The following is a 24,494-nucleotide window of genomic DNA, read 5'->3' as shown; positions in this document are numbered from 1 at the left end:
TTTCAATGCGGGGAAGTTGTTTATGCGGCGGTGTTTCGTTTGAACTCGAGGGCGAAATGCGCGATCCAATCGCGTGTCATTGTAGCCAATGCCGCAAAACGTCCGGGCATTACTGGGCGGCCACGGCGGTACCATCCAACAAGCTCAAACTTCTTTCCGACTCAAGCCTTGCTTGGTATCGATCCTCTGATTATGCGCAACGCGGTTTTTGCAATAAATGCGGTAGTTCCTTGTTTTGGAAAATGGAGGGGGAAGATAAAACTTCCATTGGCGCGGGCGCATTAGAAGCTCCTACCGACTTCAAAATCAAAACCCATATTTTTACCGAGGACAAGGGCGACTATTACGAAATCGAAGAAGGTCCTGAACAACTGGCCAAGTACTAGATTTCCCGCTATCACCCCCTCATGAGTGATGCATATAACCCGCCCCAAGATCCGCTAGATGTCCTTCATCTTGACCACCACCTGATTGTGGTAAACAAACCCGCAGGCTTGCTCTCTGTTCCGGGCAAGGGCGAGCATCTCGCCGACTGTCTTATTGCGCGGGTACAGGCGGCCTTTGCGGATGCCCTTTTGATCCACCGCTTAGATCGCGATACATCGGGTGTGATGGTTTTCGCTCTGACGCGTCACGCGCAACGCCATATCGGCCTGCAGTTCGAAAAGCGGCAAACCAAGAAAACCTACGTGGCCCGCGTCTTTGGGCTTATGAAGGAAAAAACCGGAACCGTGGATTTACCGCTGATTGTGGATTGGCCAAACCGTCCCCTTCAGCACGTGAATTATGAAACGGGCAAGCAGGCCATCACGGACTGGAAAGTCGTGAAATACGAAGAAAACGCAACGCGAGTTCGCTTGTTTCCGAAAACGGGCCGCAGCCACCAATTGCGGGTGCATATGTTGGAAATCGGCCATCCAATTTTGGGTGATCCGTTTTATGCAACAGGGGAAGCCCGCGATGCGCCCCGCATGATGTTGCACGCAGAGGAGTTGCGATTGCGCCACCCCGAAGGAGGACAAGGCCAACGATTTCGGGCTGTTTGTCCCTTTTGAAAAACGACTGGGCGCCCCCATAGAACTCTTGGGTTTGCGCCCTTATATATAAACTAACAACCATTTAACAGGAGACCCACATGGCACTTCGCATTAACGATATTGTTCCAGATTTTACGGCTCAAACCAGCGACGGCGAGATTTCATTCCACGATTGGATTGGCGATTCTTACGCTATCTTGTTTAGCCACCCAAAAGATTTCACCCCCGTTTGCACGACCGAATTCGGCGCAGTTGCGCAATTGGCCGACGAATGGGCCGCGCGCAATACCAAGGTGATTGGTGTTTCCGTGGATGGCGTCGAAGACCACAAGAAGTGGAAGAACGACATTTCCAAATACGCTGGCGTACCAGCAGGATTTCCAATTATTGCTGACGAAGGTTTGGCCGTTTCCAAAGCTTTCGACATGTTGCCCGCCGAAGCTTATTTGCCTGATGGCCGCACCCCTGCGGATAGCCAAACAGTGCGCTCGGTTTTCATCATTTCTCCCGACAAGAAGCTTCTGTTGTCCATGACTTACCCAATGAACGTTGGCCGCAACTTTGCGGAAGTTTTGCGCGCACTTGATGCGTTGCAAACGGCGGCGGGCCACGGCGTGGCGCTTCCAGCAAACTGGACGCCGGGCGGCGATGTTGTCATTCCCACGAGCGTAAGTGACGCGGATGCCAAAGCTAAATTCGGCGAATTCACAACACACTTCCCGTATCTTCGTACCGCGCAACTTCCAAAATAAGAACGCGCTATTAAGAAACAAAAAAGGCCCCAGAGTAATCTGGGGCCTTTTCTCTTTTTCGGAAGAGAGAAGCTTAACCTTCGCTTTTCTCTTCTACGATTTCTGCGCCAGTTTCCTGATCGACAACTTTCATCGACAGGCGAACTTTGCCGCGCTCATCAAAGCCCAAAAGCTTAACTTTTACGTCTTGGCCTTCTTTGAGAACGTCAGATGGGTGGTTCAAACGACGGTTCTCGATTTGAGAAACGTGCACCAGACCATCGCGTTTTCCGAAGAAGTTCACGAATGCGCCAAAGTCGACGATTTTCACAACTTTACCGTTATAAACAGCGCCAGTTTCAGGCTCTGCAACGATTGAGTAGATCATGTCGTAGGCTTTTTTGATGGCTTCTGCGTTTGCGGATGCGATCTTGATAATGCCATCGTCGTTGATGTCGACTTTTGCACCGGACATTTCAACGATTTCACGGATCACTTTACCACCAGAACCGATCACTTCGCGGATTTTGTCTGTTGGAACCTGCATGGTCTCGATGCGTGGAGCGTGGGCCGAGAATTCGCTGGCTTCTGTCAAAGCTTTCGCCATTTCACCAAGGATATGGATACGGCCGTCTTTGGCTTGAGCCAAGGCTTTTTCCATGATCTCTGGCGTGATGCCTGCGATTTTGATGTCCATCTGCAGGGAGGTAATCCCAGCTTCAGTACCGGCAACTTTGAAGTCCATGTCGCCAAGGTGATCTTCGTCGCCGAGGATGTCGGTGAGGATCGCGTAGGAGCCATCGTCTTCAAGGATAAGACCCATTGCAACACCAGCAACCGCTGCTTTCAACGGAACGCCAGCGTCCATCATCGACAAGGAACCGCCACAAACGGAAGCCATCGAAGAGGACCCGTTGGACTCAGTGATTTCGGATACAACGCGCAGGGTGTATGGGAAATCAGTCGGAGCCGGAAGAACCGCCTGAAGCGCACGCCAAGCCAACTTACCGTGACCAATTTCGCGACGGCCAGTGAAGCCAAAGCGACCAACTTCGCCTACGGAGTAGGGTGGGAAGTTGTAGTGCAGGATAAAGTTGGAACGGTATGTGCCAGTCAGCGCGTCGATCATTTGCTCGTCGTCGCCGGTGCCCAATGTAGTTACAACGAGGCCCTGAGTTTCGCCACGTGTGAACAGCGCGGAGCCGTGTGTACGTGGAAGGAAGCCAGTTTCGGAAACGATTGGACGTACGGTTGTTGTGTCGCGGCCATCGATACGACGGCCCGTTTTAACAACGTCACCACGAAGGATCTTGCTTTCAACTTTCTTGAGAGCGGAACCGAGGTTCTCGTCTGCAAGTTGTTCCTCAGTGAGGGCAGCTTTGATCGTATCACGTGCAGCAGCAACCGCGGTTGTACGCTCTTGCTTGTCAGTGATTGCATAAGCAGCACGCATTTGCGTTTCGCCAGCCGCCATCGCAGCATTGAACAGATCGGAGTAATCTGGTGCTTGGAAGTCGAACGGTGGTTTCGCACAATCTTCGGCCAATTCAATGATCAAGTCGATCACAGGTTGGAACGAGTCGTGGGCAAATTTAACCGCACCGAGCATCTCAGCTTCGGAAAGCTCATACGCTTCGGATTCAACCATCATCACGGCGTCTTTTGTACCGGCTACAACAAGGTCGAGGCGCTGCTCGGGGTTGTTGCGAAGCTGGTGCATGTCATCGCACGATGGGTTCAGCGTGTATTCGCCATCAACGAAGCCAACGCGTGCAGCAGCAATTGGGCCCATGAAAGGAGCGCCAGAGATTGTCAAAGCAGCAGAGGCCGCGATCATTGCGACAACATCAGGGTCGTTAACAAGGTCGTGCGACAGAACTGTACAGATCAACAGAACTTCGTTTTTGAAGCCTGGAACAAACAAAGGGCGGATCGGACGGTCAATAAGACGGCTTGTTAGTGTCTCTTTTTCCGTAGGACGCGCTTCGCGTTTGAAAAAGCCACCCGGAACTTTACCAGCGGCATAATATTTTTCACCGTAGTGAACAGTCAAAGGGAAGAAGTCTTGACCCGGCTTTTGCGTTTTAGCAAAAGTAACGTTGGCCATAACCGAGGTCTCGCCCAAAGTAGCGATAACCGAACCGTCGGCTTGGCGGGCAACTTTACCCGTTTCGAGTGTGAGCGTTTCATCGCCCCACTCCATGGATTTCTTAGTTTCAGTAAACATTCATCGTTTCCTAATAGGGAGCATGCTGGGCGTTCCCAGTCTCCCGTTTCAATGGCGGCCGCATTGCCGCCGACTCCCTTATCATTTCTTTCACGGCGCCGGAGTCAGGGAGCCACGTCTCAGATGCACGGCGCATACAGGAAAATAGGGCGTTTGGGAACAGGAATTCTGTTTGTCGGTCAGGCAAGGGGATATTGCGCAATCATTCGCTCAAAAGTCCGTAGCCTTTAGCCAAACGTCAACGGGTTACGTCTCCTTTCAAGTGACCGCTGCTTGGCGCTTCAAAAGTTCATTTTGGCATCTTATGGAACCGTTTTGCGAACGCTTTAAAGTCCTGTATCAGTGATACGAGCTAGTTTTCATTTGGAGGTATCTACATTGTCTTATTTTTTACGCCTGCTAATCGCAGGAATCATCACTTGCACCACTTTTTTGTCAACTTTTCAAACAGCTAGTGCTCAGAGCACAGAGAGTGAAACAGAAATGGAAAACCAGTTTTTGTTATGGTCCACGGAACGTTTCAATGGGCTGGTCAATGGGAGCCTTTGAGCACAATCCTCGAGGCCGCCGGATACGAGGTGATTGAAGCGTCGCTGACGGGGCTTGGTGAAAAGGAGCACCTGCTGTCTAAGGAAACTGGTTTGATGACACATATATTGGACGTGTCCAACATAATGAGCTGGCGTGACCTGAAAAATGTAATTCTGGTTTCTCACAGCTATGGAGGTCCAGTCATAACAGGCGTGGCGGCCTATGAACCGGATCGTGTTAAACACCTTGTTTTCATCGATACAGTGCCGCTGGATCACGGCGAAAACCTCATAGATGGGTTTGGACCTGATGTTTATGATGTGGCCAAAAAAGCTGTCGACGAAGCAGGAGACGGTTGGGTCATTCCTTCTGATACACTTCGGGAGGCGAAACCGACGATGCGCCCACACCCTTGGAAGTCTTACATTGAGAGAATTGATCTACCTGAAAATACACCCGATTTTTCAGGGACAATTATCGTTGGCACAGAAGGTGATGTCTTTAACCATATGCGCAAAGTCCAAGCCCCAGAACGCGCTGAAAAACGAGGATGGCCGGTGATAACTCTTGAAGGACCCCACCCGCTAATGGAGGTCAGCCCTTCGAAGGAAGAGGTTGCAGAAATATTGCTCAATATAGCAGAAAACTAAAAACCTTATTTGGCTTGCCATAGAACGAAAAACGCCCGCGACACAATGCGCGGGCGTTTTCCTAATTCGGTGGTACGAGGCTTAGCGGCGAAGGCCGAGGCGTTTGATCAAGTCTTGGTAACGCTCTTCGGATTTGCCACGAAGATAGTCCAAAAGTTTGCGACGCAAAGCAACCATTTTCAAAAGTCCACGACGACCGTGGTTGTCTTTTTTGTGGGTTTTAAAGTGCTCTGTGAGTGTCGCGATGCGCGAGGAAAGGATAGCAACCTGTACTTCGGGCGAACCTGTGTCGCCTTCTTTGGTTGCGAATTCAGTCATGACGCGTGCTTTGTCTTCTGCAGTAATCGACATCGGGGTCTCCTTGATTAAAGGGTGAATGGCACAAGCCGGGATGTCGTCCAGCAAAGCCCGTGGAGTATATCCGTCGCAAAACCCAGAAGGATTCGGCAGCGAGATTTGGCGCGTATAGGAGGATTCTTGAACGAAAGAAAGGAAAAACGTTTTGAGTGCCTTGGGTAGGGGCGCTTGGTGACAGGAAGTTAAGTGCCGATCATGCTAATTTGTGAAACATCAAAGGAGGTGTTTCCAAGTAATGTCGCGATTACAACCCCGTCCAATAGGACCATGCTGTTTCCATCTTCGGTTTCGACGCTCACCTCTGGAATTTCGTCGTCCTCAGAATAGTGGACAACAAGTGTGTCTTCTTCCGAGTTGAAATCTGTGATTGTTGCTGCGGAGCCTTCAGCAAACCATTCTCCAAGGGCAAAGGTATCTTCGCCTGCGCCTCCCGTACCATAGTCACTGTTGCCCAAGACCAAAAGATCGTCGCCTTCACCCCCATTTAGGAAATCGCGTTCATCGGTGTCCTCACCGGTTTCCTCGCCCATCACAACGCCAACAATATGGTCGTCGCCATCGTTGCCCATGAGTGCGTCTTGCCCAAGCCCGCCAAACACGTAATCATTCCCAAATCCGCCCTCAAGTGAGTCGGTACCGTCGCCGCCATTTAGGCTATCGTCGCCTTCGCCGCCGATAAGCGTGTCATCGCCTGCACCGCCAGAAATAATGTCGTTGTCGCCATATCCGAAAAGTTCGTCGCTTCCGGTGCCGCCATAGAGTACATCGTCGCCACCTTCACCATGAACAACATCATGGCCGATTCCGCCATAAATTAGGTCATCCCCGTCAGCGCCATAAAGTCCGTCGTCGCCATCGTTTCCATGAATTTCGTCGTCGCCCTCACCGCCATTCAGGAGATCGCCTCCGGATCCACCGTCAAGAAGGTTGTCACCAGTATCGCCGGAAAGTGTCACAGGTAGCGAGTCGTCTTCGTCCGATTCGTCATCGTCGGTAACGTCGATATCACTCGACATTATCCCCTCTGCCATGAATCCCATGAACAGCGCGCCAAATAGGCCGATAAGACCAAACATAATACAACCCTCAAACACCGGTCCAAATTGAACCAAAAACCCCAAACAGAGGTTATCCCACGGGATGCTAAATTTGTGTTAAGCGGCTTTGAGGAAATCGCAACCACTAGCGGGTTTATACACTCTAAATGCTTCTTATACGGATTACGCCTGCAATTCCCAGAGGGTTGGTTGCACCGTGTAAGCTATATAGAGAGGGTGTTTTGGGTGTCCAGCCTTGGACAAGCCAAGATGGAAAAGCGTGTGATTCTTGAGCATCTCCGCAACGACTGGCCCACGATTTAAGTGAGCACCGTGGGTGCCCCACGCACAGACAATCGTGTCTGCCCACGCGCATCCGTCAAGAATTGTGCGGTCGTTCTCGGGGCCAACAGGATCGGTTGCCGCCCGCATTTTGCGCGGATCCGTATCGCGCCACGCAAAAATGTTGGCCACGCGAAACCCGCCATACCCCAGCGCCCGTGCGCGCCGTTCGCAGCGTTCAACCGTTGGATCGTTTTGCACTTCAGTGGCGGTCGAAGGATTGAGCATGATAAAGAAAACACGCGCGGCGGCCTCGTCCCACACGCGCGTTAGGGAATAGCGATAGGCCTCGCAATCGGAATACACAGCCACGGACGACGCATCGCCTTTTTGATGTATCCGTGTGAGTGTCATTGCGGCAGGTTAAAGACGCGACTCGGGTGCAGTTCACCCGCTTTGTAGCGCCCAACGGCAACAGCTTTGCCTTCAAAAGACGCCCAGCATTCGTCGCCATATTCCACAGTCGCAGCCAGAACCATTCCGGGATTGCCATTGCGCAAACGCGCCGCCCCTTCGGGGGTGCATTTCACCTCCGGCAGATCGGTCAAACCCGTCTCTAACGGTAGGATATAAGTGTCTAACTTGCCGGATTTAGCCAATTCATCGATTGTGGCGACGGAAATGCCATCCTCTGCATCAAACGGACCCGACCAGATGCGACGCAAGTCGCGGACGTGGCCATAGCATCCTAGGGCCTCGCCCAAATCCCGCGCAATGGCGCGGACGTATCCGCCTTTGCCACAGGTCATTTCAAGCGTCACATGGTCGGCATCGGGGCGGTCCACGAGAACAAGTTCCTCTACCCACAAGGGACGCGCCGAAATCTCGAATTCCGCATCATCACGCGCCAATTTATAGGCCCGCTCGCCGTCAATTTTCACAGCGGAAAACTTTGGTGGAACCTGCATGGTTTCGCCAACAAAGGGCAACAGCGCCTCTTTGATTGCGGCGTCATCGGGCCGGATATCGCTTTCTTTGATGATCTCGCCTTCGGCGTCATCGGTGTTTGTGGCTTGTCCCAACCGAACCGTAAACGCATAGGCCTTGAGGGCATCCGTGATGTAGGGGACGGTCTTGGTGGCTTCGCCGAGCGCGATCGCCAAAACGCCTGTGGCTTCGGGATCAAGCGTTCCTGCGTGGCCTGCCTTTTGGGCATCCATCGCCCAGCGCAATTTGTTCACGACGGCACTCGAACTAATGCCTGCGGGTTTATCCACAACAACCCAACCCGAAATATCACGACCCTTGCGCTTGCGCCCCATGAGACTGTCCTATCTTTGTTTCAAGTCGCGCGACCTACCGTTGTCTGGAGGCAGCGTCAATGTGTGATTGGGTTAACGGTCAACGACCAGCCCGACCATTGGCCCCATCGGGAACCCTAAATCGTTGCGGGAATTGGCGGGACTATAGAGGCGCGAGATTTTTCCGTCGAAGAACAATGCGTTTGGCAATCCGAGATCGTCGCGGAAAAAGCGGGCGAAATCGTGGAAATTGACGCGCTGATCCGAAATCACGAACACGGCACGCTTCCCGTCCGCACTGGTACCGACACCGTTGCGGTAATGTTTGGAAGAACCGTTGGGGATTAGGCGCGGATGCAATTCATTGTCGATAACAAGCATCGGCCCCGATTGGGTCGCAAATTGGCAGGAAGGTTGCTTGGCCTCATAGTCATCGCTCGTGTAAACCTGCAACTCGGACGCACTGATGCAAAACACGCCGTTAGGGGAGAGGCCAAAATTGCCGTATCCGCCACCATGTTCAAGTGATGCTTCCTGTTGTCCATCTTCTATATAGAGCCCGACGGGATTGCGATCCTGATGAAACATGCCCGCATTCATGGCAAAAGCGAGCTTTTTCCCCTCTGGCAGCTGGCCGTTGGCTGCGCCAAAGGACCCTAGGATATCGCCTTGGTCATCTTTGAGGAATAACCGCAGGTCCTGTCCAAGGGTAGCTTCGCAGGTCGTATACTTGATGCCTTCAAAGCTCTTTTCCACACAGTCAGCGAAAGCTGGTGTGACAAGTCCAACGAGCCAAAAGACTATGGCGACTCTAAGCGTCTTCATCGCCTGCATCATCGGGAACGGCCAGATCGCGCTGCACGTTGTCTTGATCCAAAAGGCGACGTGTTTCGTCCATCCGATCAAACGTGGTGTCGATTTCATAGCGAATTTCTGGCGAGTGTTTGAGGGCCATCTTTTTGGTCACAACCATCCGCAATTCGTGGCGGTTTTGGCGGAGGGACGAAAGCGCCTCTTCTTGGCCTTGCCCACCAAGTGGAAGCACATAGGCCGTTGCGAGACGCAAATCAGGCGTGACGCGAACCTCGCTCACGGTAATGGACATGCGATTGAGGTCTGGATCGTGGATATCACCACGCATCAAGACTTCAGAAAGGGTACGACGGATCAGCTCGCCTACGCGGAGCTGACGTTGTGAGGGGGCCCGACCGGCGCGATTTTGGTTCTTTGCCATGGAGAGCACTTAAGCATGATTGACCTCAAGGGCAACAGGGCTTTGCTTTGGACGGCGCATGGCGTTAAACGGGGGAAAGATCAGATAATGAGGGTGCATCATGAGCCAGAAAACAAAAATCGCCATCACGGGTGCCTCTGGGCGCATGGGGCAGATGTTGATTAAGTCCGTATTAGAGACTGATTCCGCCGAACTTTCGGGTGTTATTGAACGCTCGGGCCATGATTGGGTCGGGCAGGATGTTGGCACAGCTATGGGCGGAAAGGCGCTTGGTGTGCTTGTGTCGGAAGATTCCGCGCAAGTTATTGCCGCCGCCGACGTTGTGATTGATTTCACCGCACCTTTGGCAACGCTTGCTTTTGCTAAGGTCGCGGCGGACAGTGGAACCGCTCATGTGATTGGCACAACTGGTCTGTCGGATCGGGATATTGCGGACCTCAATGCATTGGCCGAACGCACGGCGATTGTACGTGCGGGCAACATGAGTCTTGGGGTCAATCTTTTAGTGCAACTGACCAAGAAAGTCGCGGCGGCGCTGGGCGAAGATTTTGATATTGAGGTTGTTGAGGCGCATCACCATCACAAAGTCGATGCCCCATCCGGAACGGCTCTAATGCTGGGCGAAGCGGCGGCCGAAGGGCGTGGCGTTAACCTTGCGGATGTGTCTGATCGGGGTCGCGATGGCATCACGGGCGCGCGCAAGCGGGGCGATATTGGTTTTGCGGTTGTGCGCGGTGGCGACATTGTTGGCGAGCATGATGTGATGTTTGCAGCCCCCGGCGAGCGCGTTGTGCTGCGCCATATCGCGACCGACCGCAAAGTCTTTAGTCGTGGCGCGATTACGGCGGCGCTTTGGGCGGCCAAACAGAAACCTGGCGCGTATGATATGATGGATGTGCTTGGCCTCTAGGTTCTAGAAGTCGACTGCAATCCCATTGCGTTCCCAATCCCCGAATCGCACAGGTTCGGGGCCATCACGCCCACCCAGTTCCTTGGCGAGGTCGAGTTTCTGCTTTTTGCGGCGCTCTGCGGCCTCAACTAAGGCCCGTTTTGCGGCTTCGGGCAGATCAGCTTGCTCACTCATGTCAGTAGTCCTTGTTTTGGGCTTGGGCATGATATAACTCAGCCCGCATGTCACAGCAAACCCCCAATTCCGCTTCCCTGCAGGGCCTACCTGCCCGTCGCGCCGCCGTTCAACTCTTAAACGCCGTTACGGTGGAGCAACGACTCATGTCTGAGTTGATGGGGCCGAAGGGTCCCTTGGCCAAGCTTGAACCCGCCGATCGCGCTCGCGCCCAGCGCCTTGCGACCAATACGTTGCGGTTCATGGATCGCGCAGATCGCCTTTTGGGGCCTTTCCTGCGTAGCCGTCCAGCCTCTGAAGTGCACAACATTCTGCGCCTCGCTGTGGTCGAGATTTTTGTCGAAGGCGCGCCCTCCCACGGGGTCGGGAACGCCTTGGTGACGATTGCCCGTGAAGAGCGCGAAACAACCCACGGCGCAGGTATGGTCAACGCGATTGTGCGGCGCTTGGGTGACATGCCGATGTCCGATTGGGAAAAGCTTCCCGTCCCGCGTTTGCCTAAATGGCTTCGTAAACCCTTGATTGGGGACTACGGCAAGGCCACCGTTGAGGCGATGGAGCTTGCGCATTCCAAGGGCGCGCCGCTCGATTTGTCGTTCAAGGAAGGTGCGGTTTTGCCCGAAGGCACCATGCTAGAGACTGGTAGTCTGCGCATTACGGACGCTGGACAGGTGACCTCACTTGCTGGTTTTACCGAAGGTGGTTGGTGGGTTCAGGATGCGTCGGCGGCTTTGCCCGTGGCCATTCTTGCTCCCAAAGCTGGCGAACGCGTGCTGGAACTCTGTGCGGCCCCCGGTGGGAAGACGATGCAACTCGCGGCGGCTGGAGCTGTAGTGACGGCGTTGGATATTTCCGAAGCACGGATGGCGCGTGTATCTGAAAACCTGACCCGTACTGGATTGAACGCCGAGATTGTCGTTGCGGATGCGCTGGAATTCAAATCTGAGCTGTATGACGCGATCCTTTTGGATGCGCCCTGTACGGCGACGGGGACTATTCGTCGTCACCCCGATCTTCCCTACGCAAAAGACGGTGGTGAATTCCCCGAACTCTTTAAGCTTCAGGAGAATATGATCGATCACGCGCTGAGTCTGCTTAAGCCAGATGGGCGGTTGATTTATTGCACCTGTAGTATCCTGCTTGATGAGGGTGAAATTCAAATTGAAGACGCTTTAAAGAGGCATCCGAATTTGTCGATTGATCGTGCGGCATTAGAAGTGCAAGGCGTTGATCCCGCTTGGATTTCCAAAGAAGGCGGCCTTCGTATCCGTCCAGACTACTGGGCCGATCGTGGGGGTATGGATGGCTTCTATATCGCGGTTCTGCGCCTGAACGGTAAATCTTCCTAAAATCATCGGTGACACCAAAGCCCGCGCGCCGTATGCTGTGACAACAATAATAGAAACGTCATTACAGGCGAGGCAGGCAGGGTGGCAAACACCGAAGGGATTTCGGCGCGGAGAACGCGCATCGCGAACCGGATTCAGGCGCGCGTAAGTGTGTTGTCACGTCCGGCAACGGGCTTTGTGTCGCAACCTGAGCCTCGCACGATCGGCTCATTTGCGCGGGGACGTCAGCTTATTGCGGGCAATTTCCTCTTCGCGGGTTTCCTTGTTGAAGCACCTAAAACGCCGATTTGGGATTTGCCCATGCCCGACAAAAGCTTCGAGCAAGACTTGCACGGCTTTACGTGGCTCGATGATCTCGCGGCTGTTGGCGATATTGAGGCGCGTAAAAGGGCACAAGAATGGACCACCGATTGGATAAATCGATACGGTCGCGGCAAAGGCTCGGGATGGACGCCCGATATGACAGGGCGTCGCGTTATTCGGTGGATCAATCACGCGCTGTTTTATCTAAATGGGCAAAATAGTGCTGCATCCGAAGCGTATTTCAGTGCCCTCGCGCAGCAAACAGCCTTTCTCTCCCGACGTTGGCAAGCCGCAGAGGCCGGGTTGCCACGGTTTGAGGCTCTCACAGGTTTGATTTATGCGGGGTTGGCCCTGACGGGAATGGAACGGCACGTGAAACCAGCGATGGATGCCTTGGCCAAAGAATGCGTGGATCAAATCGACCTGCAGGGTGGTATCCCAACCCGCAATCCCGAAGAACTTCTGGAGGTGTTTACGCTTCTGACTTGGGCGGCATCTGCGCTCTCGGATGCGGGGCGAATGGCGGCACGCGAGCACCTCAAAGCTATTGAACGTATTGCTCCGACCCTGCGCGCATTGCGGCACTCGGATGGTGGATTGGCACGGTTTCACGGCGGTGGACGCGGCCTTGAGGGGCGGTTGGACAATGCGCTTGCGGCATCTGGGGTTCGGGCGAAATCCCTCACGACTCTGTCGATGGGATTTGCGCGATTACACGCGGGCCGCACCAGTGTGATCGTTGATACAAGTGAGCCGCCGATGGGCAAGGCGTCTTCGGATGGGCATGCCTCAACGCTTGCGTTTGAACTCACCTCCGGACGGCGTCCACTGATTGTAAATTGCGGTAGCGGAGTTAGTTTTGGCGAAAGTTGGCGGCGCGCTGGGCGGGCCACGCCTTCGCACTCAACCTTGAGTTTGGACGGGTTTTCCTCGGCGCGCCTTGGCAAACAAACGCTGGTCGCAGGGCGTAATCAACAGAGCTTAGTGGATGGGCCAAAGGACGTGAAATGCCAGCAATCGACAGGACAATCGGGCATGAAGCTTGGCGCGAGCCACGACGGGTATTTGGCCACGCATGGTATCCTGCATCAGCGCCGTTTGGACCTTGGGTTTGATGGTCGCGGCCTTGCGGGGCAAGATTCCCTGCTGGCTGAATCGCATGTCAATAAACGCTTGTTTGACGCGCGGATGGATGAGGTGAAATTGCAGGGGATACGGTTTTCCTGCCGATTCCATTTGCATCCAGACGTCGAGGCCGCGCTTGATATGGGCGGAACAGCGGTGTCGCTTGCGCTCAAGAGTGGTGAGATTTGGGTGTTTCGACACAACAGTTCTGCCCAATTATCGCTTGAACCAAGCGTTTACCTCGAAAAAACGCGATTAAAACCGCGTGCGGCAAAACAAATCGTTCTATCTGGGCGCGCAATGGACTATGCGACGCGTGTCACATGGTATCTCGCCAAGGCACAGGACACGCCAAATAGTCTGCGTGACCTTGCTACGGATGAGATACTCAAGCTGTAATTTGCCACTCTGGGGATGCAAAACATGACCGATCAAACACCCGTGCGCCGCGCGCTTCTTTCTGTTTCCGATAAAACTGGCCTTGTTGATTTGGGCCGTGCATTGGCCGAGCGGGGAGTCGAACTTTTGTCGACGGGCGGGTCCGCCGCTGCGTTGCGCACTGTGGGACTGACCGTCAAGGACGTTGCCGAAATTACTGAATTTCCTGAGATGATGGATGGTCGGGTTAAAACCCTGCACCCACGCGTACACGGTGGTCTTTTGGCCCTGCGCGACAATCCGGACCACATTGCTGCAATGGAAGAGCACGGTATCGGACCAATCGACCTCTTGGTCGTGAACCTCTATCCGTTTGAAGAAACTGTTGCCAAGGGTGCGGACTATGACACTTGTATCGAGAATATCGATATCGGTGGCCCTGCTATGATCCGCGCCGCGGCGAAAAACCACGGATTTGTCACTACGATTGTCGATGTCCAAGACTACGATGCGTTGATTGCCGATATGGATGCCAACGACGGGGCGACAAGTGATGCGTTCCGCAAAGCCTGTGCTCAAACGGCCTATGCGCGCACGGGGGCTTATGATGCTGCTGTGTCGACTTGGATGGCGGCAGCAATTGGCGTGGAAACACCCCGTCGTCGAGCCTTTGCTGGTACATTGGCACAGGGGTTGCGCTATGGCGAAAACCCGCACCAACATGCCGCATTTTACACCAATGGTGTTGAGCGCGCAGGCGTTGCCACAGCGACCCAGCATCAGGGCAAAGAACTGTCCTATAACAATATCAACGATACCGATGCGGCCTTTGAATTGGTGGCGGAATTTGACCCCGCGCAAGGTCCTGCCGTGGCGATCATCAAACACGCTAACCCCTGTGGCGTTGCCCGTGGGACGAGTTTGGTTGAGGCGTATAAAGCCGCTCTTGCCTGTGACAGCACGTCGGCGTTTGGCGGTATTATTGCATTGAACCAGCCGCTTGATGGCGCGACAGCCGCAGAAATCGCCAAGATTTTTACCGAAGTTGTCATTGCGCCGGAAGCCGACGACGAGGCAAAAGCGATCTTCGCGGCCAAGAAAAACCTGCGCTTACTAACAACCGGCGGCTTGCCGGACGTGCGCGTTGGTGGCCTGACATATCGCCCAGTTGCGGGCGGCATGCTGGTTCAGGACAAAGACGTTGGGTTTGTGGACTTCGCTGACCTGAAGGTCGTGACAAAGCGCAAACCAACAGACGCCGAAATGGCGGATCTTTTGTTTGCATGGAAAGTTGCGAAGCACGTGAAATCAAACGCCATCGTCTATTGCAAAGACGGCGCAACCGTCGGTGTGGGCGCAGGCCAAATGAGCCGCGTAGATAGCTGCCGTATCGCGGCCCGCAAAGCCGAAGATATGGCCGAAGCGCTGGGCCTTGCTCAACCGCTCACAATCGGATCGGTTGTTGCGTCGGATGCATTTTTCCCCTTCTCGGACGGGCTATTGACCGCTGCCGCCGCCGGTGCAACCGCTGTTATTCAACCTGGCGGATCTATGCGCGACGATGAAGTGATTGCTGCCGCCGACGAAGCAGGTCTAGCGATGGTCTTCACTGGTATGCGTCACTTCCGCCACTAAATCGAGGGTCCAGCACATGCGTATTTTGTTTCTATTTACCTTCTTCACGCTCCTTCTGGATCAAGTGAGTAAATGGGGCGTTGTGCAGGGGTTGGACCTCAAATCAGTTCATGAAATCGATGTTCTCCCACCCTTCGTTAATTTTCGTATGGCGTGGAACGACGGGGTTAATTTCGGCCTAGGCGGTGGCGGACATATTGCGAAGTATATCTTGATCGCTTTGGCGCTGGGAATTTCCGCTTGGGTTTTCGTTTGGGTCTGGCGCGAACGGCCAAATCGCATTGGCATGGCGTCGGCTGGTTTGTTGATTGGCGGGGCTTTGGGCAACGTGATTGACCGCGTTCTCTATGGCGCCGTGGCGGATTTCTTGAACATGAGTTGCTGTGGGTTTGAAAATCCCTATTCCTTTAACGTAGCAGATATTGCAATCTTTGCTGGCGCTATTGGGCTTATCCTTTTTACGGGCGGGAAAAAGGGCGGGTGACGCGGGGATTCCTTTGCGCTAAAGATAGCCACAGATTTAAGGAGAAGAGCATGTTCACGCGGGCTGGTATAGCTTTGGCAAGTCTTATTGCCCTGCTTGGTGTCGCGAGTTGTGGCAGCAGTGATAATCCGAAATTGCTTAACCTTGCGGCCTCGAATGATGGACCGGACGAGTTTTCTGTTCTCCCGACGAAACCGCTTCAAACCCCTCCAAACTATAGGGATCTTCCCGTTCCGACACCTGGGGGGAGCAACATTACTGACTTGACGCCATCAAGTGATGCAATTGTCGCCTTGGGCGGGAAGCCAAACGGTGGCTCGGCGGGATCAGCGGCCTTAATGAACTACGCGCTTCGATATGGCGTTGAAGCAAATATTCGCCAAACGCTTGCCAAAGAAGATTTGAGCTGGCGGAAAGCAAACGACGGGCGCCTTTTGGAGCGCTTGTTCAACATAAACGTCTATTTCAAAGCCTATAACACAATGTCATTGGATCAGTACCAAGAGCTTGAAAGATGGCGGGCCGCAGGGCGCAAGACGCCGGCGGCTCCTCCCAACCCAAACATTGAATAGATGACGACTTCTCACGTCTTCGTATGGAGGCTTGATGGTTTGCAAAGAGTGATTACCCTATTTAGGGACCCCAACGGAGAAACTTTATGACTCGCGTTTTTAGTGCGCTAGCTGGCCTCGTCCTTCTTTCCATCCCAACAGTTTCAACGGCAGAACAACTCACAACATATACGCTCGATAACGGCATGGAGGTTCTTGTGCTTGAAGACCACCGCGCACCCGTCGTTGTGCAAATGGTATGGTACAAGGCTGGGGCTGCTGATGAGCCCGCCGGAAAATCGGGAATCGCGCACTTCTTGGAGCATTTGTTGTTTCAAGGAACCGAGACCCTCGCCCCTGGGGAGTTTTCCAAAACGGTCAGCGCCCACGGCGGCACCGATAATGCGTTCACAAGCTGGGATTACACGGGGTATTACCAACGTATAGCGGCGGACCGCCTTGAATTGGTGATGCGGATGGAGGCGGATCGTATGCGCAACCTTCAGCTTTCCAACGACGATGTGTTGCCCGAGCGCGACGTGATCCTTGAAGAGCGCAACCAACGTACCGAAAATGATCCGGGGTCCCTGTTTTCAGAGGAACGCCGCGCGGCGCAGTATATGAATCACCCCTATGGGATTCCTGTGATCGGCTGGAAGCATGAAATGGAATCGCTCACGCTTGAGGATTCGCTCGCGTTTTATCGTCGGTATTATGCCCCCAATAACGCGATCCTGATTGTTGCTGGTGATGTTGATCCAGAGAATGTTCACGCGCTCGCGCAAGAATACTATGGTGTCCTAGAGCCTACGGTTGATTTGCCCGAACGGGTGCGTCCAATCGAGCCCCCCCAACGCAGCGAACGTCGCTTAACGTATTCCGATCCGCGCGTCGCACAGCCCTATGTTATGCGCACCTATTTGGCACCAGAACGTAATGCAGGCGCCCAAAAAGACGCCGCTGCGCTTGTTATGCTATCGGAAATTCTAGGTGGAACAGGCGCGACGTCGGTGCTTGGGAAAAAACTACAATTCGATACGAAAAACGCGATCTATGTTTCCGCGTTCTATGAGGGCATGTCCCTTGATGAGACGACATTCGGTTTGGTGATGGTCCCAGTTCCAGGCGTTTCTTTGGAAGAAGCGGAAGACTTACTCGATACCGCTGTGGCCGAATTTATCAGCGAGGGTGTTGATCCTGAGCAACTTGATCGGATTAAATTGCAATTGCGCGCAGGCCTTATTTATGGCGAAGACGATGTCGCCAGCGTGGCCCGCCGCTATGGCGAAGCTTTGACGACAGGCCTCACGGTTGAAGACGTGCAAGCGTGGCCGGATGTCCTCCAGTCCATCACGGAACAGGATATTCTCGAGGCCGCAGAAAAAGTGTTCGATAGAAGCAATGCGGTGACTGGTTTTCTAACAAATGAAGGGGAGGCAAGCCAATGATGCGTGCTTTCAAAACGGCTCTTGTGGCTTTGACTTTGGCAACCCCTTTGCGCGCCGAAGTGGCCATCCAAGAAGTGGTTTCGCCTAAGGGAATTACCGCGTGGTTGGTCGAGGAGCATTCAATCCCTTTCACCGCGATTGAGATTTGGTTCAAAGGTGGCGCAAGGCTTGATGAACCCGGAAAACGCGGTGCGATCAACCTTATGACGGGCCTCCTTGAAGAAGGCGCTGCGGGTTTGAACGCCCAAGAGTTTGCGACCGCCCGAGAAGAACTTTCCGCTTCGTTTGGATATACGGTTTTTGACGATACCCTCGTCGTTTCCACGCGGTTTCTAACGGAAAATCAAGACGAAGCGATTGAGTTATTGCGCACGAGCTTGTTAGAGCCGGACTTTAATCCGGATGCTATTGAACGTGTGCGCGGCCAAGTCGAATCCATCATTCGAAGCAACGAGAAAAGCCCGAACGATATTGCGTCCGAGACTCTCAATAGAATGGCTTGGGGCGATCATCCCTATGCGACGCCTCGCGTTGGAACGCTCGAAACGGTTGCGGGAATAACTCGCGATGACCTGATTAAAGCCAAGGCGAACACCCTCACTTTGGACCGTATCTATGTCGGTGCCGTGGGAGATATTTCGCCTGAAAAACTTGGCGAAGTTATAGATACACTCCTTGGCAGTTTGCCCGAAGTTGGCCCTGATCTTCCTGAGCAAGCAGTTTATGGCTTACCCAAAGGTGGCGAGACTGTCGTGCCTTTTGATACCCCGCAATCCGTGGCACTTTTTGCCCACGAAGGGATCGCCCGCGATGACCCAGACTTCTTTCCGGCCTATGTGCTGAACCAAGTGTTGGGTGGCAGTGGATTGGGTTCAACTTTGATGGATGAGGTCCGTGAAAAGCGCGGATTAACCTATGGCGTATCGTCATTTTTGGCGCCGCGTGATCAAGGTGCGCTCATCATGGGGCAAGTTGCGTCTGCCAACGAACGGATCGGCGAAGCGATTGCCGTTATTCGTGATGTCTGGGCGGATATGGCCGAGAACGGCGTGACGGAACAACAGCTTGAAAACGCGAAAACCTTCCTCACAGGGGCTTATCCACTGCGGTTTGATGGCAACGGAACCATCGCAGAAATCATGGTTGGGATGCAGGCCGAAGACTTGCCAATTGATTACATCGCGACGCGGAACGACAAGGTAAATGCCGTGACGATGGAGGATATCAAGCGTGTCGCTAAGCGGATTCTGCGCCCAGACGATTTGCATTTCGTGGTTGTCGGGGAGCCTGTAGGCGTGGGGCTTGGTCAGTAACCAACCCGTGTTTTCTGCATAGTCGAATCGGCCTTAGGCATGCTAATCCTAGTGGTATGCCTGATGGAAACCCCAATATGAGCCCAAATAGTACCGCCACGATGCCTGTAATCCGTCAACTCGACGACTCCGCAATCAATCGGATTGCGGCGGGTGAAGTGGTGGAGCGGCCAGCATCTGCGGTTAAAGAGCTGGTTGAGAATTCAATCGACGCGGGGGCCACCCGAATTGAGATCACCTATGCTGATGGAGGCAAGACCTTTATCCGCGTGGTGGATGACGGATGTGGGATTCCAGCACAAGATTTGCCTCTCGCGATGGCGCGGCACGCCACGAGTAAAATCGACGGCAGTGATCTTCTTAACATTCATACATTCGGTTTTCGCGGAGAGGCGCTGCCTTCCCTCGGTGCAGTTGGGCGCCTGAAAATTACGAGCCGCCCAAAAGGTGAAGAGGCCGCGACGATTTCGACCGCAGGAGGTGTTCAATCCGCCGTAAAACCCGCGGCCCTTACGTCGGGAACGGTCGTAGAATTGCGTGACTTGTTTTATGCCACTCCTGCGCGGCTGAAATTTATGCGGACCGACCGCGCAGAAGCGGGTGCGATCACGGATGTCGTCAAGCGTTTGGCGATGGCGGAACCACACGTTGGGTTTATCTTGCGGGATGCATCGGGCGGCGGGGCCGAGCGGGTTACCTTTCGCGCGGATCCAGAAAACGGTGACCTTTTTGATGCGCTCCATGCGCGTTTGCGCAAAATTCTGGGTGCGGAATTTGCTGAGAATGCGCTGCTGATTGATGCCGAACGCGAAGGTATTTCGCTGACGGGTTATGCGGCCCTTCCGACCTATTCGCGCGGGTCGTCCGTTGCGCAATTCCTGTTTGTGAATGGTCGCCCCGTTCGGGATAAAATGCTCGTTGGGGCGTTGCGGGGCGCGTATTTCGATTTCCTTTCGCGCGACCGTCACCCTGCGGCAGTTCTGTTTCTAGAGGTCGAGCCAACACGGGTTGATGTGAATGTTCACCCCGCAAAATCCGAGGTCCGATTCCGTGAACCCGGTGTGGCGCGTGGGTTGATCGTTTCGGCCCTCCGTCATGCATTGGCGCAAGCGGGGCATCGCGCGAGTACCACCGTTGCGAATGCAACACTCGGGGCGTTTCGCCCTGAAACGTCTGAACCAAGCGCCGGAGCGCCGCGGATTTACCAGATGGACCGTTCCGCCCCCGGCGCATCTTACGGGGCGTATACCGCACCGCCTCCCTCCAGCAATTTTGGGTTCGCGGAAGGCGGGTTTTCGGCTCCTTCAGCCCGAGTAGAGCCGCTTATTGAGGACGCGCATGAGGTTGCCAGCCATAACGCGCTTCCTTTGGGAGCCGCTCGGGCACAAGTGCATGAAAATTATATCGTGGCGCAAACCAAAGACGGCATGGTTATTGTTGATCAACATGCAGCGCATGAGCGATTGGTTTACGAGAAGCTGAAAAAGCAAATGGCGCAGAATGGTGTCGCGACACAGGCCCTTTTAATCCCCGATATTATCGAGCTTTCCCAAGGGGGCGCAGAAGAAATCCTCTCAGTTTCTGAAGAACTTAAAACGTTTGGGCTGGTGATCGAACCCTTCGGCGCGGGCGCAATTGCGGTGCGGGAAACCCCTGCGATTTTAGGGACAGTGAATGCGCGCGGGATGATTCTTGATATTCTGGACGAGCTTTCCGATTTGGGGGACAGCCATTCCGTTCAGGCGCGGATTGAGGCGATCCTGTCGCGGGTGGCGTGTCACGGGTCCATCCGTTCGGGGCGCCGTATGCAAGCCGATGAAATGAACGCGTTGTTGCGCGAAATGGAAGCCACGCCACATTCTGGCCAATGCAATCATGGTCGCCCAACATATGTCGAACTTAAGCTGTCGGACATTGAGCGACTGTTCGGACGCACATGATTACCATCAACGATATTGACTATGCCTATTCAGACCCACGCGTAATCGCGTCGTTTGTGGGGATATGTATTGTCGTGCTTGTGCTTGTGATGCTCGGAAAAATGGTCCGCGCGAGCGGGCAGGCGGCCAAACTGACCGGCCCGATGATGAACCAATTGGGGCAACTTTCCTATGCCGTCGAAAACTTAGGGAACGGGCAGGAACGGCTTGCGGGTGGGTTGCAATCCAGTGCCGAAACACAGGCGTCGTCGCACAATCAAATTCTACAAACGATGGAAATGCGTTTGGCAGCGGTGCAACAGAACATGCAGGAACGCTTGCATGATAGCTCTGTGAGAGCGGCACATACGATGGCTGAAATGCAGGAAAAACTTAACGCTTCCGTTCATGGTAGTTCGGTTCGGACCACGAAATCCCTGACGGAATTGCAGGAGCGGTTGGCGACAATCGACAAAGCGCAGGCCAATATTGAAAAATTGTCGGGCGACGTTTTGGGGCTACAAGATATCTTGTCTAATAAGCAGACGCGCGGCGCGTTTGGCGAAATTCAGCTCAATGATATCGTGACCAAGGCCTTGCCTTCGGATGCCTATACCTTCCAAGCGACCCTATCGAACGGCAAACGTGCAGATTGTCTGATCCACCTTCCCAACCCTCCCGGTCCGATTGTTGTCGATAGCAAATTCCCGCTTGAGGCCTACGAAGGCTTGCGCAATGCGGAAACAAAACCTGAGCGCGAAATTGCGGCACGGGCGATGCGCACTTCCGTTCGCGCTCATATTAAGGCGATTAGCGAGAAATACATCGTTGAAGGCGAAACCGCGGAGGGGGCGCTTATGTTCCTACCGTCTGAATCCGTATATGCAGAACTCCACGCCAACTTCCCTGAAATCGTGCGTGAAGGGTTTGCGGCGCGGGTTTGGATCGTATCTCCGACGACTTGTATGGCGACGCTTCACACCATGCGCGCTGTCCTAAAGGACGCCAGAATGCGGGAACAAGCAGGGGCAATCCGCAAGGAACTGGCGCTTTTGCATGGAGACGTTGATCGTTTGGGAACGCGGGTTGAGAGTCTTGATCGCCATTTTGGACAGGCCGCAAAAGACATCTCTGAAATCAAGGTCTCGGCGGACAAAGCGGGGCGTCGCGCTCAGCGTTTGGACAATTTCGATTTCGAGGAAATTGCACCCGATCCAGAGGTGGTTGCCCCGCTGATTGCTGAGTGATCAGCGAGGAAAATCTTGTTATAGCGCGGATTTGAGCGCGAGGAATTGCGCTTGTGGCTCAATTGCTGTCATCCAGTTCTCAACCAATTTCAGATCCTTCGGCGCGGCGGAAACACCAACAGGAAGTTCGCGATTGAGAATGGATTCGATCGCCAGCGTCATGGTGACGGACACAAGGCGCGACATCGCCGAACCGCGCGCATCGCCCCACGCATCCAGCACATATGTTTTGTGATAAACGGGGATACCGTCGCGCTCCGCTTCGAAATCGACGCACATAACTGTGCGATCAGGTTCGTCCTTCTCATAGGCGTGATCGCGCCACATCTGATCTGACATCTCCTGCAGGCGTGCGTCGCCTTCTGGCCCACTCACGGAGCCAATCTCGTTGAAAACGTCGGCCCAAGCATCTGCCCAACCATTGAGGCGAAGTGTGCCACGTTCGAATTCCTTGACCTTCCAATGTTCGTCAAAATGGTACTCTTCCATGAAGGGCAGCGAGTCGCGGTTTGGGTAAACTTCAAAGGTCTCAGGTGTGGGAAGCGGGGCCACATAGTTTCGAATGGCATCCCATGAGTGGGTCATATTGAGAGGTGTGAAATTGCGGATGGAGCGACTTGGCGCGATAAGGGCCTTGAGCACGCCAATTGGCGACCAGCTAAATTTGTACCGAAACGCATTTGAGATTTTAGGAACACCACCACAAAAGCTTTTGAATGAAATAACGTTGTTCACGTCATAGGCATCCGATGCGCGATAGTCGGCCACAAGGTGGTGGGCCATTAAATGGTCTATCCCCGGGTCGAGGCCAACTTCACTGACTAAACACAGGCCCTTCGCACGCGCTTCGGTGTCCAGTGCCGCCATTTCGGGCGAGATATAGGAGGAGCAAACGAAATGCGCGTTCTCTGCGAGGCAAATTTTTGCGACGGGTAAATGAAAGTCGGTTGGCAGCATGGAAACGGCGATGTCTCCCGCTTTGAGGTCCGCTTGGAGCGCGTCAAAAGCGAAAATCTTGATGTTTTGGGTCAAGTCGCCGACAGCTTGGTCGGCCTCCTCAAATGTGCGGTTCCAAACGGTCACGTCATGGCCTGCTTCAAGTATGCGACGAAGTCCGGGGACGGATGAGAGGCCGGTTCCACACCAATGAATTGTCATAATGGCGTCTCCTATTTATGTGTATTGAAAGTGGTTTCCGCCCGTGCCCAAACACCAGTCGACAGGTCAGTTAGGGTCAAGAGGGAAGGCAGCAATTGAGACGCATAGTCCATCGAACTTTCGACGGGCAGCATGGAAGGTAGGTTGTCGATTGCCGTTACATCGAGCACAGGGTTGGTTGCAACCCGCAGGGCCGGCTCTTCCCATGAGGTTGTCCGATCATAGACTTTGATTGGTGAAAAATCGCTGTCAGGATCACAAGCAATGTCGCCAATGACCGAGAGTTTGCGGGGCGCGGTTTTGGCGCTTTCCGGTACGAAAATAGGCGTGCCGGGGCGTGCGAGGATGCAGTTCAGGAAGATTTCATGGTCAAGCACTTCTGGGAAAGGTCCACCCGATGCAGTCTCGGCCATATCCCATTTTGTGACGTAAACTCCGAGCGCTTCGCATAGGTCCGCAGCCCCCGTTCCAACCCGCCCAAGAGCGCCAATCACGAGAGCAACAGGGGGTGTAAATCCGCGCAGTTCAGAGCCTAACTCAGCCAAAAGTGCGTCTTTTCCAGCATATGAGTGTACCGCAGCGCAGGCCTCTCCGCGCTGTTGGGCTGTCCAGCATTTGAGACTAACAGCTGCGCCCGCGAACCCCGCCCAATAACCAAAGGCCGCAACGCGACGTCCGTCCATGTCCACGAGGTATTCAAGATCATAGAGCGTTCCGCCACCGGCGATAAAGCGGTCCAGTAGGATACGGCCAGAGGGTTGGCCTTTGTAGGCATGACCGAACATAATGTGTTTATGGGATAGGGGGGTGCCGTCATCAGGAAGCTCTTTGAGGCCGAAAATGATGGCATCGGACGGCGCTGTTGGCCAGCTATTCTCGGGGGCAATTTCGCATCCAGCGTCAATGTACCCTTGAAGCGGAATAGCACGTACGGAGCTTTTTTCCACCGTCACACGCAGGCCAGCTTTCTTAAGTTCGGCCGCACCTTCTGGCGTCAAGCCAACACGATCTTCATTCTCGCGCTGCTCTGCGCGCACCCATAAATGTGTCATCGTCACCTCCCTGTTTGACACAGGAGTAGGACAAGAATGTGCAATGGGCAATCGTAGTGAT

23 protein-coding genes and 1 pseudogene are annotated in these 24,494 nt (G+C 54.0%); 14 read left to right on the top strand and 10 right to left on the bottom strand.

Features of this window, described 5'->3' with window-relative positions:
• Positions 1-5 precede the first annotated feature (5 nt).
• The 3 genes from AB9F29_RS08520 to AB9F29_RS08510 all read left to right on the top strand — a co-directional run bounded on the left by AB9F29_RS08520 (position 6) and on the right by AB9F29_RS08510 (position 1,789).
• On the top strand, positions 6-386 hold the full coding sequence (locus AB9F29_RS08520; protein WP_369755323.1) for a GFA family protein: 381 nt from the start codon (positions 6-8) through the stop codon (positions 384-386).
• A 21-nt stretch (positions 387-407) separates the two neighbouring features.
• The gene (locus tag AB9F29_RS08515) at positions 408-1,055 is read left to right on the top strand and encodes an RluA family pseudouridine synthase (protein ID WP_335584015.1); all 648 of its coding nucleotides are present in this window, start codon (positions 408-410) and stop codon (positions 1,053-1,055) included.
• Between the two features lie 80 nt (positions 1,056-1,135).
• Positions 1,136-1,789 carry a peroxiredoxin gene (locus AB9F29_RS08510; protein WP_335584016.1) on the top strand — a complete coding sequence of 218 codons (654 nt, stop codon included), beginning with the start codon at positions 1,136-1,138 and terminating at the stop codon, positions 1,787-1,789.
• Positions 1,790-1,862: 73 nt separating this feature from the next.
• Here AB9F29_RS08510 and pnp read toward each other — a convergent pair whose 3' ends face one another.
• Positions 1,863-3,995 carry a polyribonucleotide nucleotidyltransferase gene (pnp, locus tag AB9F29_RS08505; RefSeq protein WP_369755322.1) on the bottom strand — a complete coding sequence of 711 codons (2,133 nt, stop codon included), beginning with the start codon at positions 3,993-3,995 and terminating at the stop codon, positions 1,863-1,865.
• A gap of 500 nt (positions 3,996-4,495) precedes the next feature.
• On the opposite strand from pnp, the pseudogene AB9F29_RS08500 reads away from it, so the two are divergent.
• A pseudogene (locus AB9F29_RS08500) lies at positions 4,496-5,176 on the top strand (alpha/beta fold hydrolase); the annotation flags it as partial.
• 81 nt (positions 5,177-5,257) lie between these two features.
• Here the strand turns inward: AB9F29_RS08500 and rpsO are convergent.
• The 6 genes from rpsO to rbfA form a co-directional block, all read right to left on the bottom strand.
• Complete coding sequence (gene rpsO, locus AB9F29_RS08495; RefSeq protein ID WP_335584019.1) at positions 5,258-5,527, bottom strand: 30S ribosomal protein S15; 270 nt, start codon at positions 5,525-5,527, stop codon at positions 5,258-5,260.
• Between the two features lie 188 nt (positions 5,528-5,715).
• On the bottom strand, positions 5,716-6,609 hold the full coding sequence (locus AB9F29_RS08490) for a calcium-binding protein (RefSeq protein ID WP_369755321.1): 894 nt from the start codon (positions 6,607-6,609) through the stop codon (positions 5,716-5,718).
• Positions 6,610-6,753: 144 nt separating this feature from the next.
• On the bottom strand, positions 6,754-7,266 hold the full coding sequence (locus AB9F29_RS08485; RefSeq protein ID WP_335584021.1) for a DUF1643 domain-containing protein: 513 nt from the start codon (positions 7,264-7,266) through the stop codon (positions 6,754-6,756).
• Positions 7,263-8,174 carry a tRNA pseudouridine(55) synthase TruB gene (gene truB, locus AB9F29_RS08480; RefSeq protein WP_369755320.1) on the bottom strand — a complete coding sequence of 304 codons (912 nt, stop codon included), beginning with the start codon at positions 8,172-8,174 and terminating at the stop codon, positions 7,263-7,265. The genes AB9F29_RS08485 and truB overlap by 4 nt, the downstream gene beginning before the upstream one ends.
• A gap of 72 nt (positions 8,175-8,246) precedes the next feature.
• The gene (locus AB9F29_RS08475) at positions 8,247-8,978 is read right to left on the bottom strand and encodes a phosphodiester glycosidase family protein (protein WP_369755319.1); all 732 of its coding nucleotides are present in this window, start codon (positions 8,976-8,978) and stop codon (positions 8,247-8,249) included.
• Positions 8,965-9,387 (bottom strand): 30S ribosome-binding factor RbfA, encoded by a 423-nt coding sequence (gene rbfA / locus AB9F29_RS08470; RefSeq protein ID WP_039001155.1) that lies wholly within the window; start codon positions 9,385-9,387, stop codon positions 8,965-8,967. Before rbfA ends, AB9F29_RS08475 begins: the two co-directional genes overlap by 14 nt.
• Before the next feature lie 100 nt (positions 9,388-9,487).
• Between rbfA and dapB the strand changes: the two genes are divergently transcribed.
• Positions 9,488-10,297 (top strand): 4-hydroxy-tetrahydrodipicolinate reductase, encoded by an 810-nt coding sequence (gene dapB, locus AB9F29_RS08465; protein ID WP_369755318.1) that lies wholly within the window; start codon positions 9,488-9,490, stop codon positions 10,295-10,297.
• Between the two features lie 3 nt (positions 10,298-10,300).
• Here the strand turns inward: dapB and AB9F29_RS08460 are convergent, their stop codons facing one another.
• Positions 10,301-10,471, bottom strand: a complete 171-nt coding sequence (locus tag AB9F29_RS08460; protein WP_369755317.1) for a DUF1674 domain-containing protein — start codon at positions 10,469-10,471, stop codon at positions 10,301-10,303.
• Positions 10,472-10,518: 47 nt separating this feature from the next.
• Between AB9F29_RS08460 and AB9F29_RS08455 the strand changes: the two genes are divergently transcribed.
• The 9 genes from AB9F29_RS08455 (at position 10,519) to AB9F29_RS08415 (ending at position 22,223) form a co-directional block, all read left to right on the top strand.
• The gene (locus tag AB9F29_RS08455) at positions 10,519-11,820 is read left to right on the top strand and encodes an RsmB/NOP family class I SAM-dependent RNA methyltransferase (RefSeq protein ID WP_369755316.1); all 1,302 of its coding nucleotides are present in this window, start codon (positions 10,519-10,521) and stop codon (positions 11,818-11,820) included.
• Between the two features lie 81 nt (positions 11,821-11,901).
• Positions 11,902-13,647 (top strand): heparinase II/III family protein, encoded by a 1,746-nt coding sequence (locus AB9F29_RS08450; protein ID WP_369755315.1) that lies wholly within the window; start codon positions 11,902-11,904, stop codon positions 13,645-13,647.
• Between the two features lie 24 nt (positions 13,648-13,671).
• Positions 13,672-15,261 (top strand): bifunctional phosphoribosylaminoimidazolecarboxamide formyltransferase/IMP cyclohydrolase, encoded by a 1,590-nt coding sequence (gene purH / locus AB9F29_RS08445; protein ID WP_369755314.1) that lies wholly within the window; start codon positions 13,672-13,674, stop codon positions 15,259-15,261.
• Positions 15,262-15,277: 16 nt separating this feature from the next.
• On the top strand, positions 15,278-15,745 hold the full coding sequence (lspA, locus tag AB9F29_RS08440; RefSeq protein WP_369755313.1) for a signal peptidase II: 468 nt from the start codon (positions 15,278-15,280) through the stop codon (positions 15,743-15,745).
• A gap of 50 nt (positions 15,746-15,795) precedes the next feature.
• On the top strand, positions 15,796-16,317 hold the full coding sequence (locus AB9F29_RS08435; RefSeq protein WP_335584031.1) for a DUF3035 domain-containing protein: 522 nt from the start codon (positions 15,796-15,798) through the stop codon (positions 16,315-16,317).
• Positions 16,318-16,403: 86 nt separating this feature from the next.
• On the top strand, positions 16,404-17,744 hold the full coding sequence (locus AB9F29_RS08430; protein ID WP_369755312.1) for a M16 family metallopeptidase: 1,341 nt from the start codon (positions 16,404-16,406) through the stop codon (positions 17,742-17,744).
• Positions 17,744-19,057: a M16 family metallopeptidase gene (locus AB9F29_RS08425; protein ID WP_369755439.1), complete on the top strand. Its 1,314-nt coding sequence runs from the start codon at positions 17,744-17,746 to the stop codon at positions 19,055-19,057. Before AB9F29_RS08430 ends, AB9F29_RS08425 begins: the two co-directional genes overlap by 1 nt.
• Before the next feature lie 56 nt (positions 19,058-19,113).
• Positions 19,114-20,997 carry a DNA mismatch repair endonuclease MutL gene (mutL, locus tag AB9F29_RS08420; RefSeq protein WP_369755311.1) on the top strand — a complete coding sequence of 628 codons (1,884 nt, stop codon included), beginning with the start codon at positions 19,114-19,116 and terminating at the stop codon, positions 20,995-20,997.
• The gene (locus tag AB9F29_RS08415) at positions 20,994-22,223 is read left to right on the top strand and encodes a DNA recombination protein RmuC (protein WP_369755310.1); all 1,230 of its coding nucleotides are present in this window, start codon (positions 20,994-20,996) and stop codon (positions 22,221-22,223) included. The genes mutL and AB9F29_RS08415 overlap by 4 nt, the downstream gene beginning before the upstream one ends.
• Before the next feature lie 18 nt (positions 22,224-22,241).
• On the opposite strand, the gene AB9F29_RS08410 is transcribed toward AB9F29_RS08415, so the two are convergent.
• Together AB9F29_RS08410 and AB9F29_RS08405 are read right to left on the bottom strand one after the other, a co-directional pair.
• Entirely contained in the window at positions 22,242-23,381 is a 1,140-nt protein-coding gene (locus tag AB9F29_RS08410) for a saccharopine dehydrogenase family protein (RefSeq protein ID WP_369755309.1), read from the bottom strand.
• 11 nt (positions 23,382-23,392) lie between these two features.
• On the bottom strand, positions 23,393-24,433 hold the full coding sequence (locus AB9F29_RS08405; RefSeq protein WP_369755308.1) for a saccharopine dehydrogenase: 1,041 nt from the start codon (positions 24,431-24,433) through the stop codon (positions 23,393-23,395).
• Positions 24,434-24,494: the final 61 nt, after the last annotated feature.

This window comes from Falsihalocynthiibacter sp. S25ZX9 (assembly GCF_041205405.1).
GTDB lineage: Bacteria > Pseudomonadota > Alphaproteobacteria > Rhodobacterales > Rhodobacteraceae > Falsihalocynthiibacter > Falsihalocynthiibacter arcticus.
The sequence above is the reverse complement of the archived record's forward strand: the minus strand, read 5'-3'. Positions and strand labels throughout refer to the sequence as shown.

Coding starts and splice junctions, on each gene's coding strand:
- AB9F29_RS08520 (WP_369755323.1), top strand. CDS start 6: ATGCGGGGAAGTTGTTTATGCGGCGGTGTTTCGTTTGAACTCGAGGGC.
- AB9F29_RS08515 (WP_335584015.1), top strand. CDS start 408: ATGAGTGATGCATATAACCCGCCCCAAGATCCGCTAGATGTCCTTCAT.
- AB9F29_RS08510 (WP_335584016.1), top strand. CDS start 1,136: ATGGCACTTCGCATTAACGATATTGTTCCAGATTTTACGGCTCAAACC.
- pnp (WP_369755322.1), bottom strand. CDS start 3,995: ATGTTTACTGAAACTAAGAAATCCATGGAGTGGGGCGATGAAACGCTC.
- rpsO (WP_335584019.1), bottom strand. CDS start 5,527: ATGTCGATTACTGCAGAAGACAAAGCACGCGTCATGACTGAATTCGCA.
- AB9F29_RS08490 (WP_369755321.1), bottom strand. CDS start 6,609: ATGTTTGGTCTTATCGGCCTATTTGGCGCGCTGTTCATGGGATTCATG.
- AB9F29_RS08485 (WP_335584021.1), bottom strand. CDS start 7,266: ATGACACTCACACGGATACATCAAAAAGGCGATGCGTCGTCCGTGGCT.
- truB (WP_369755320.1), bottom strand. CDS start 8,174: ATGGGGCGCAAGCGCAAGGGTCGTGATATTTCGGGTTGGGTTGTTGTG.
- AB9F29_RS08475 (WP_369755319.1), bottom strand. CDS start 8,978: ATGAAGACGCTTAGAGTCGCCATAGTCTTTTGGCTCGTTGGACTTGTC.
- rbfA (WP_039001155.1), bottom strand. CDS start 9,387: ATGGCAAAGAACCAAAATCGCGCCGGTCGGGCCCCCTCACAACGTCAG.
- dapB (WP_369755318.1), top strand. CDS start 9,488: ATGAGCCAGAAAACAAAAATCGCCATCACGGGTGCCTCTGGGCGCATG.
- AB9F29_RS08460 (WP_369755317.1), bottom strand. CDS start 10,471: ATGAGTGAGCAAGCTGATCTGCCCGAAGCCGCAAAACGGGCCTTAGTT.
- AB9F29_RS08455 (WP_369755316.1), top strand. CDS start 10,519: ATGTCACAGCAAACCCCCAATTCCGCTTCCCTGCAGGGCCTACCTGCC.
- purH (WP_369755314.1), top strand. CDS start 13,672: ATGACCGATCAAACACCCGTGCGCCGCGCGCTTCTTTCTGTTTCCGAT.
- lspA (WP_369755313.1), top strand. CDS start 15,278: ATGCGTATTTTGTTTCTATTTACCTTCTTCACGCTCCTTCTGGATCAA.
- AB9F29_RS08435 (WP_335584031.1), top strand. CDS start 15,796: ATGTTCACGCGGGCTGGTATAGCTTTGGCAAGTCTTATTGCCCTGCTT.
- AB9F29_RS08430 (WP_369755312.1), top strand. CDS start 16,404: ATGACTCGCGTTTTTAGTGCGCTAGCTGGCCTCGTCCTTCTTTCCATC.
- AB9F29_RS08425 (WP_369755439.1), top strand. CDS start 17,744: ATGCGTGCTTTCAAAACGGCTCTTGTGGCTTTGACTTTGGCAACCCCT.
- mutL (WP_369755311.1), top strand. CDS start 19,114: ATGCCTGATGGAAACCCCAATATGAGCCCAAATAGTACCGCCACGATG.
- AB9F29_RS08415 (WP_369755310.1), top strand. CDS start 20,994: ATGATTACCATCAACGATATTGACTATGCCTATTCAGACCCACGCGTA.
- AB9F29_RS08410 (WP_369755309.1), bottom strand. CDS start 23,381: ATGACAATTCATTGGTGTGGAACCGGCCTCTCATCCGTCCCCGGACTT.
- AB9F29_RS08405 (WP_369755308.1), bottom strand. CDS start 24,433: ATGACACATTTATGGGTGCGCGCAGAGCAGCGCGAGAATGAAGATCGT.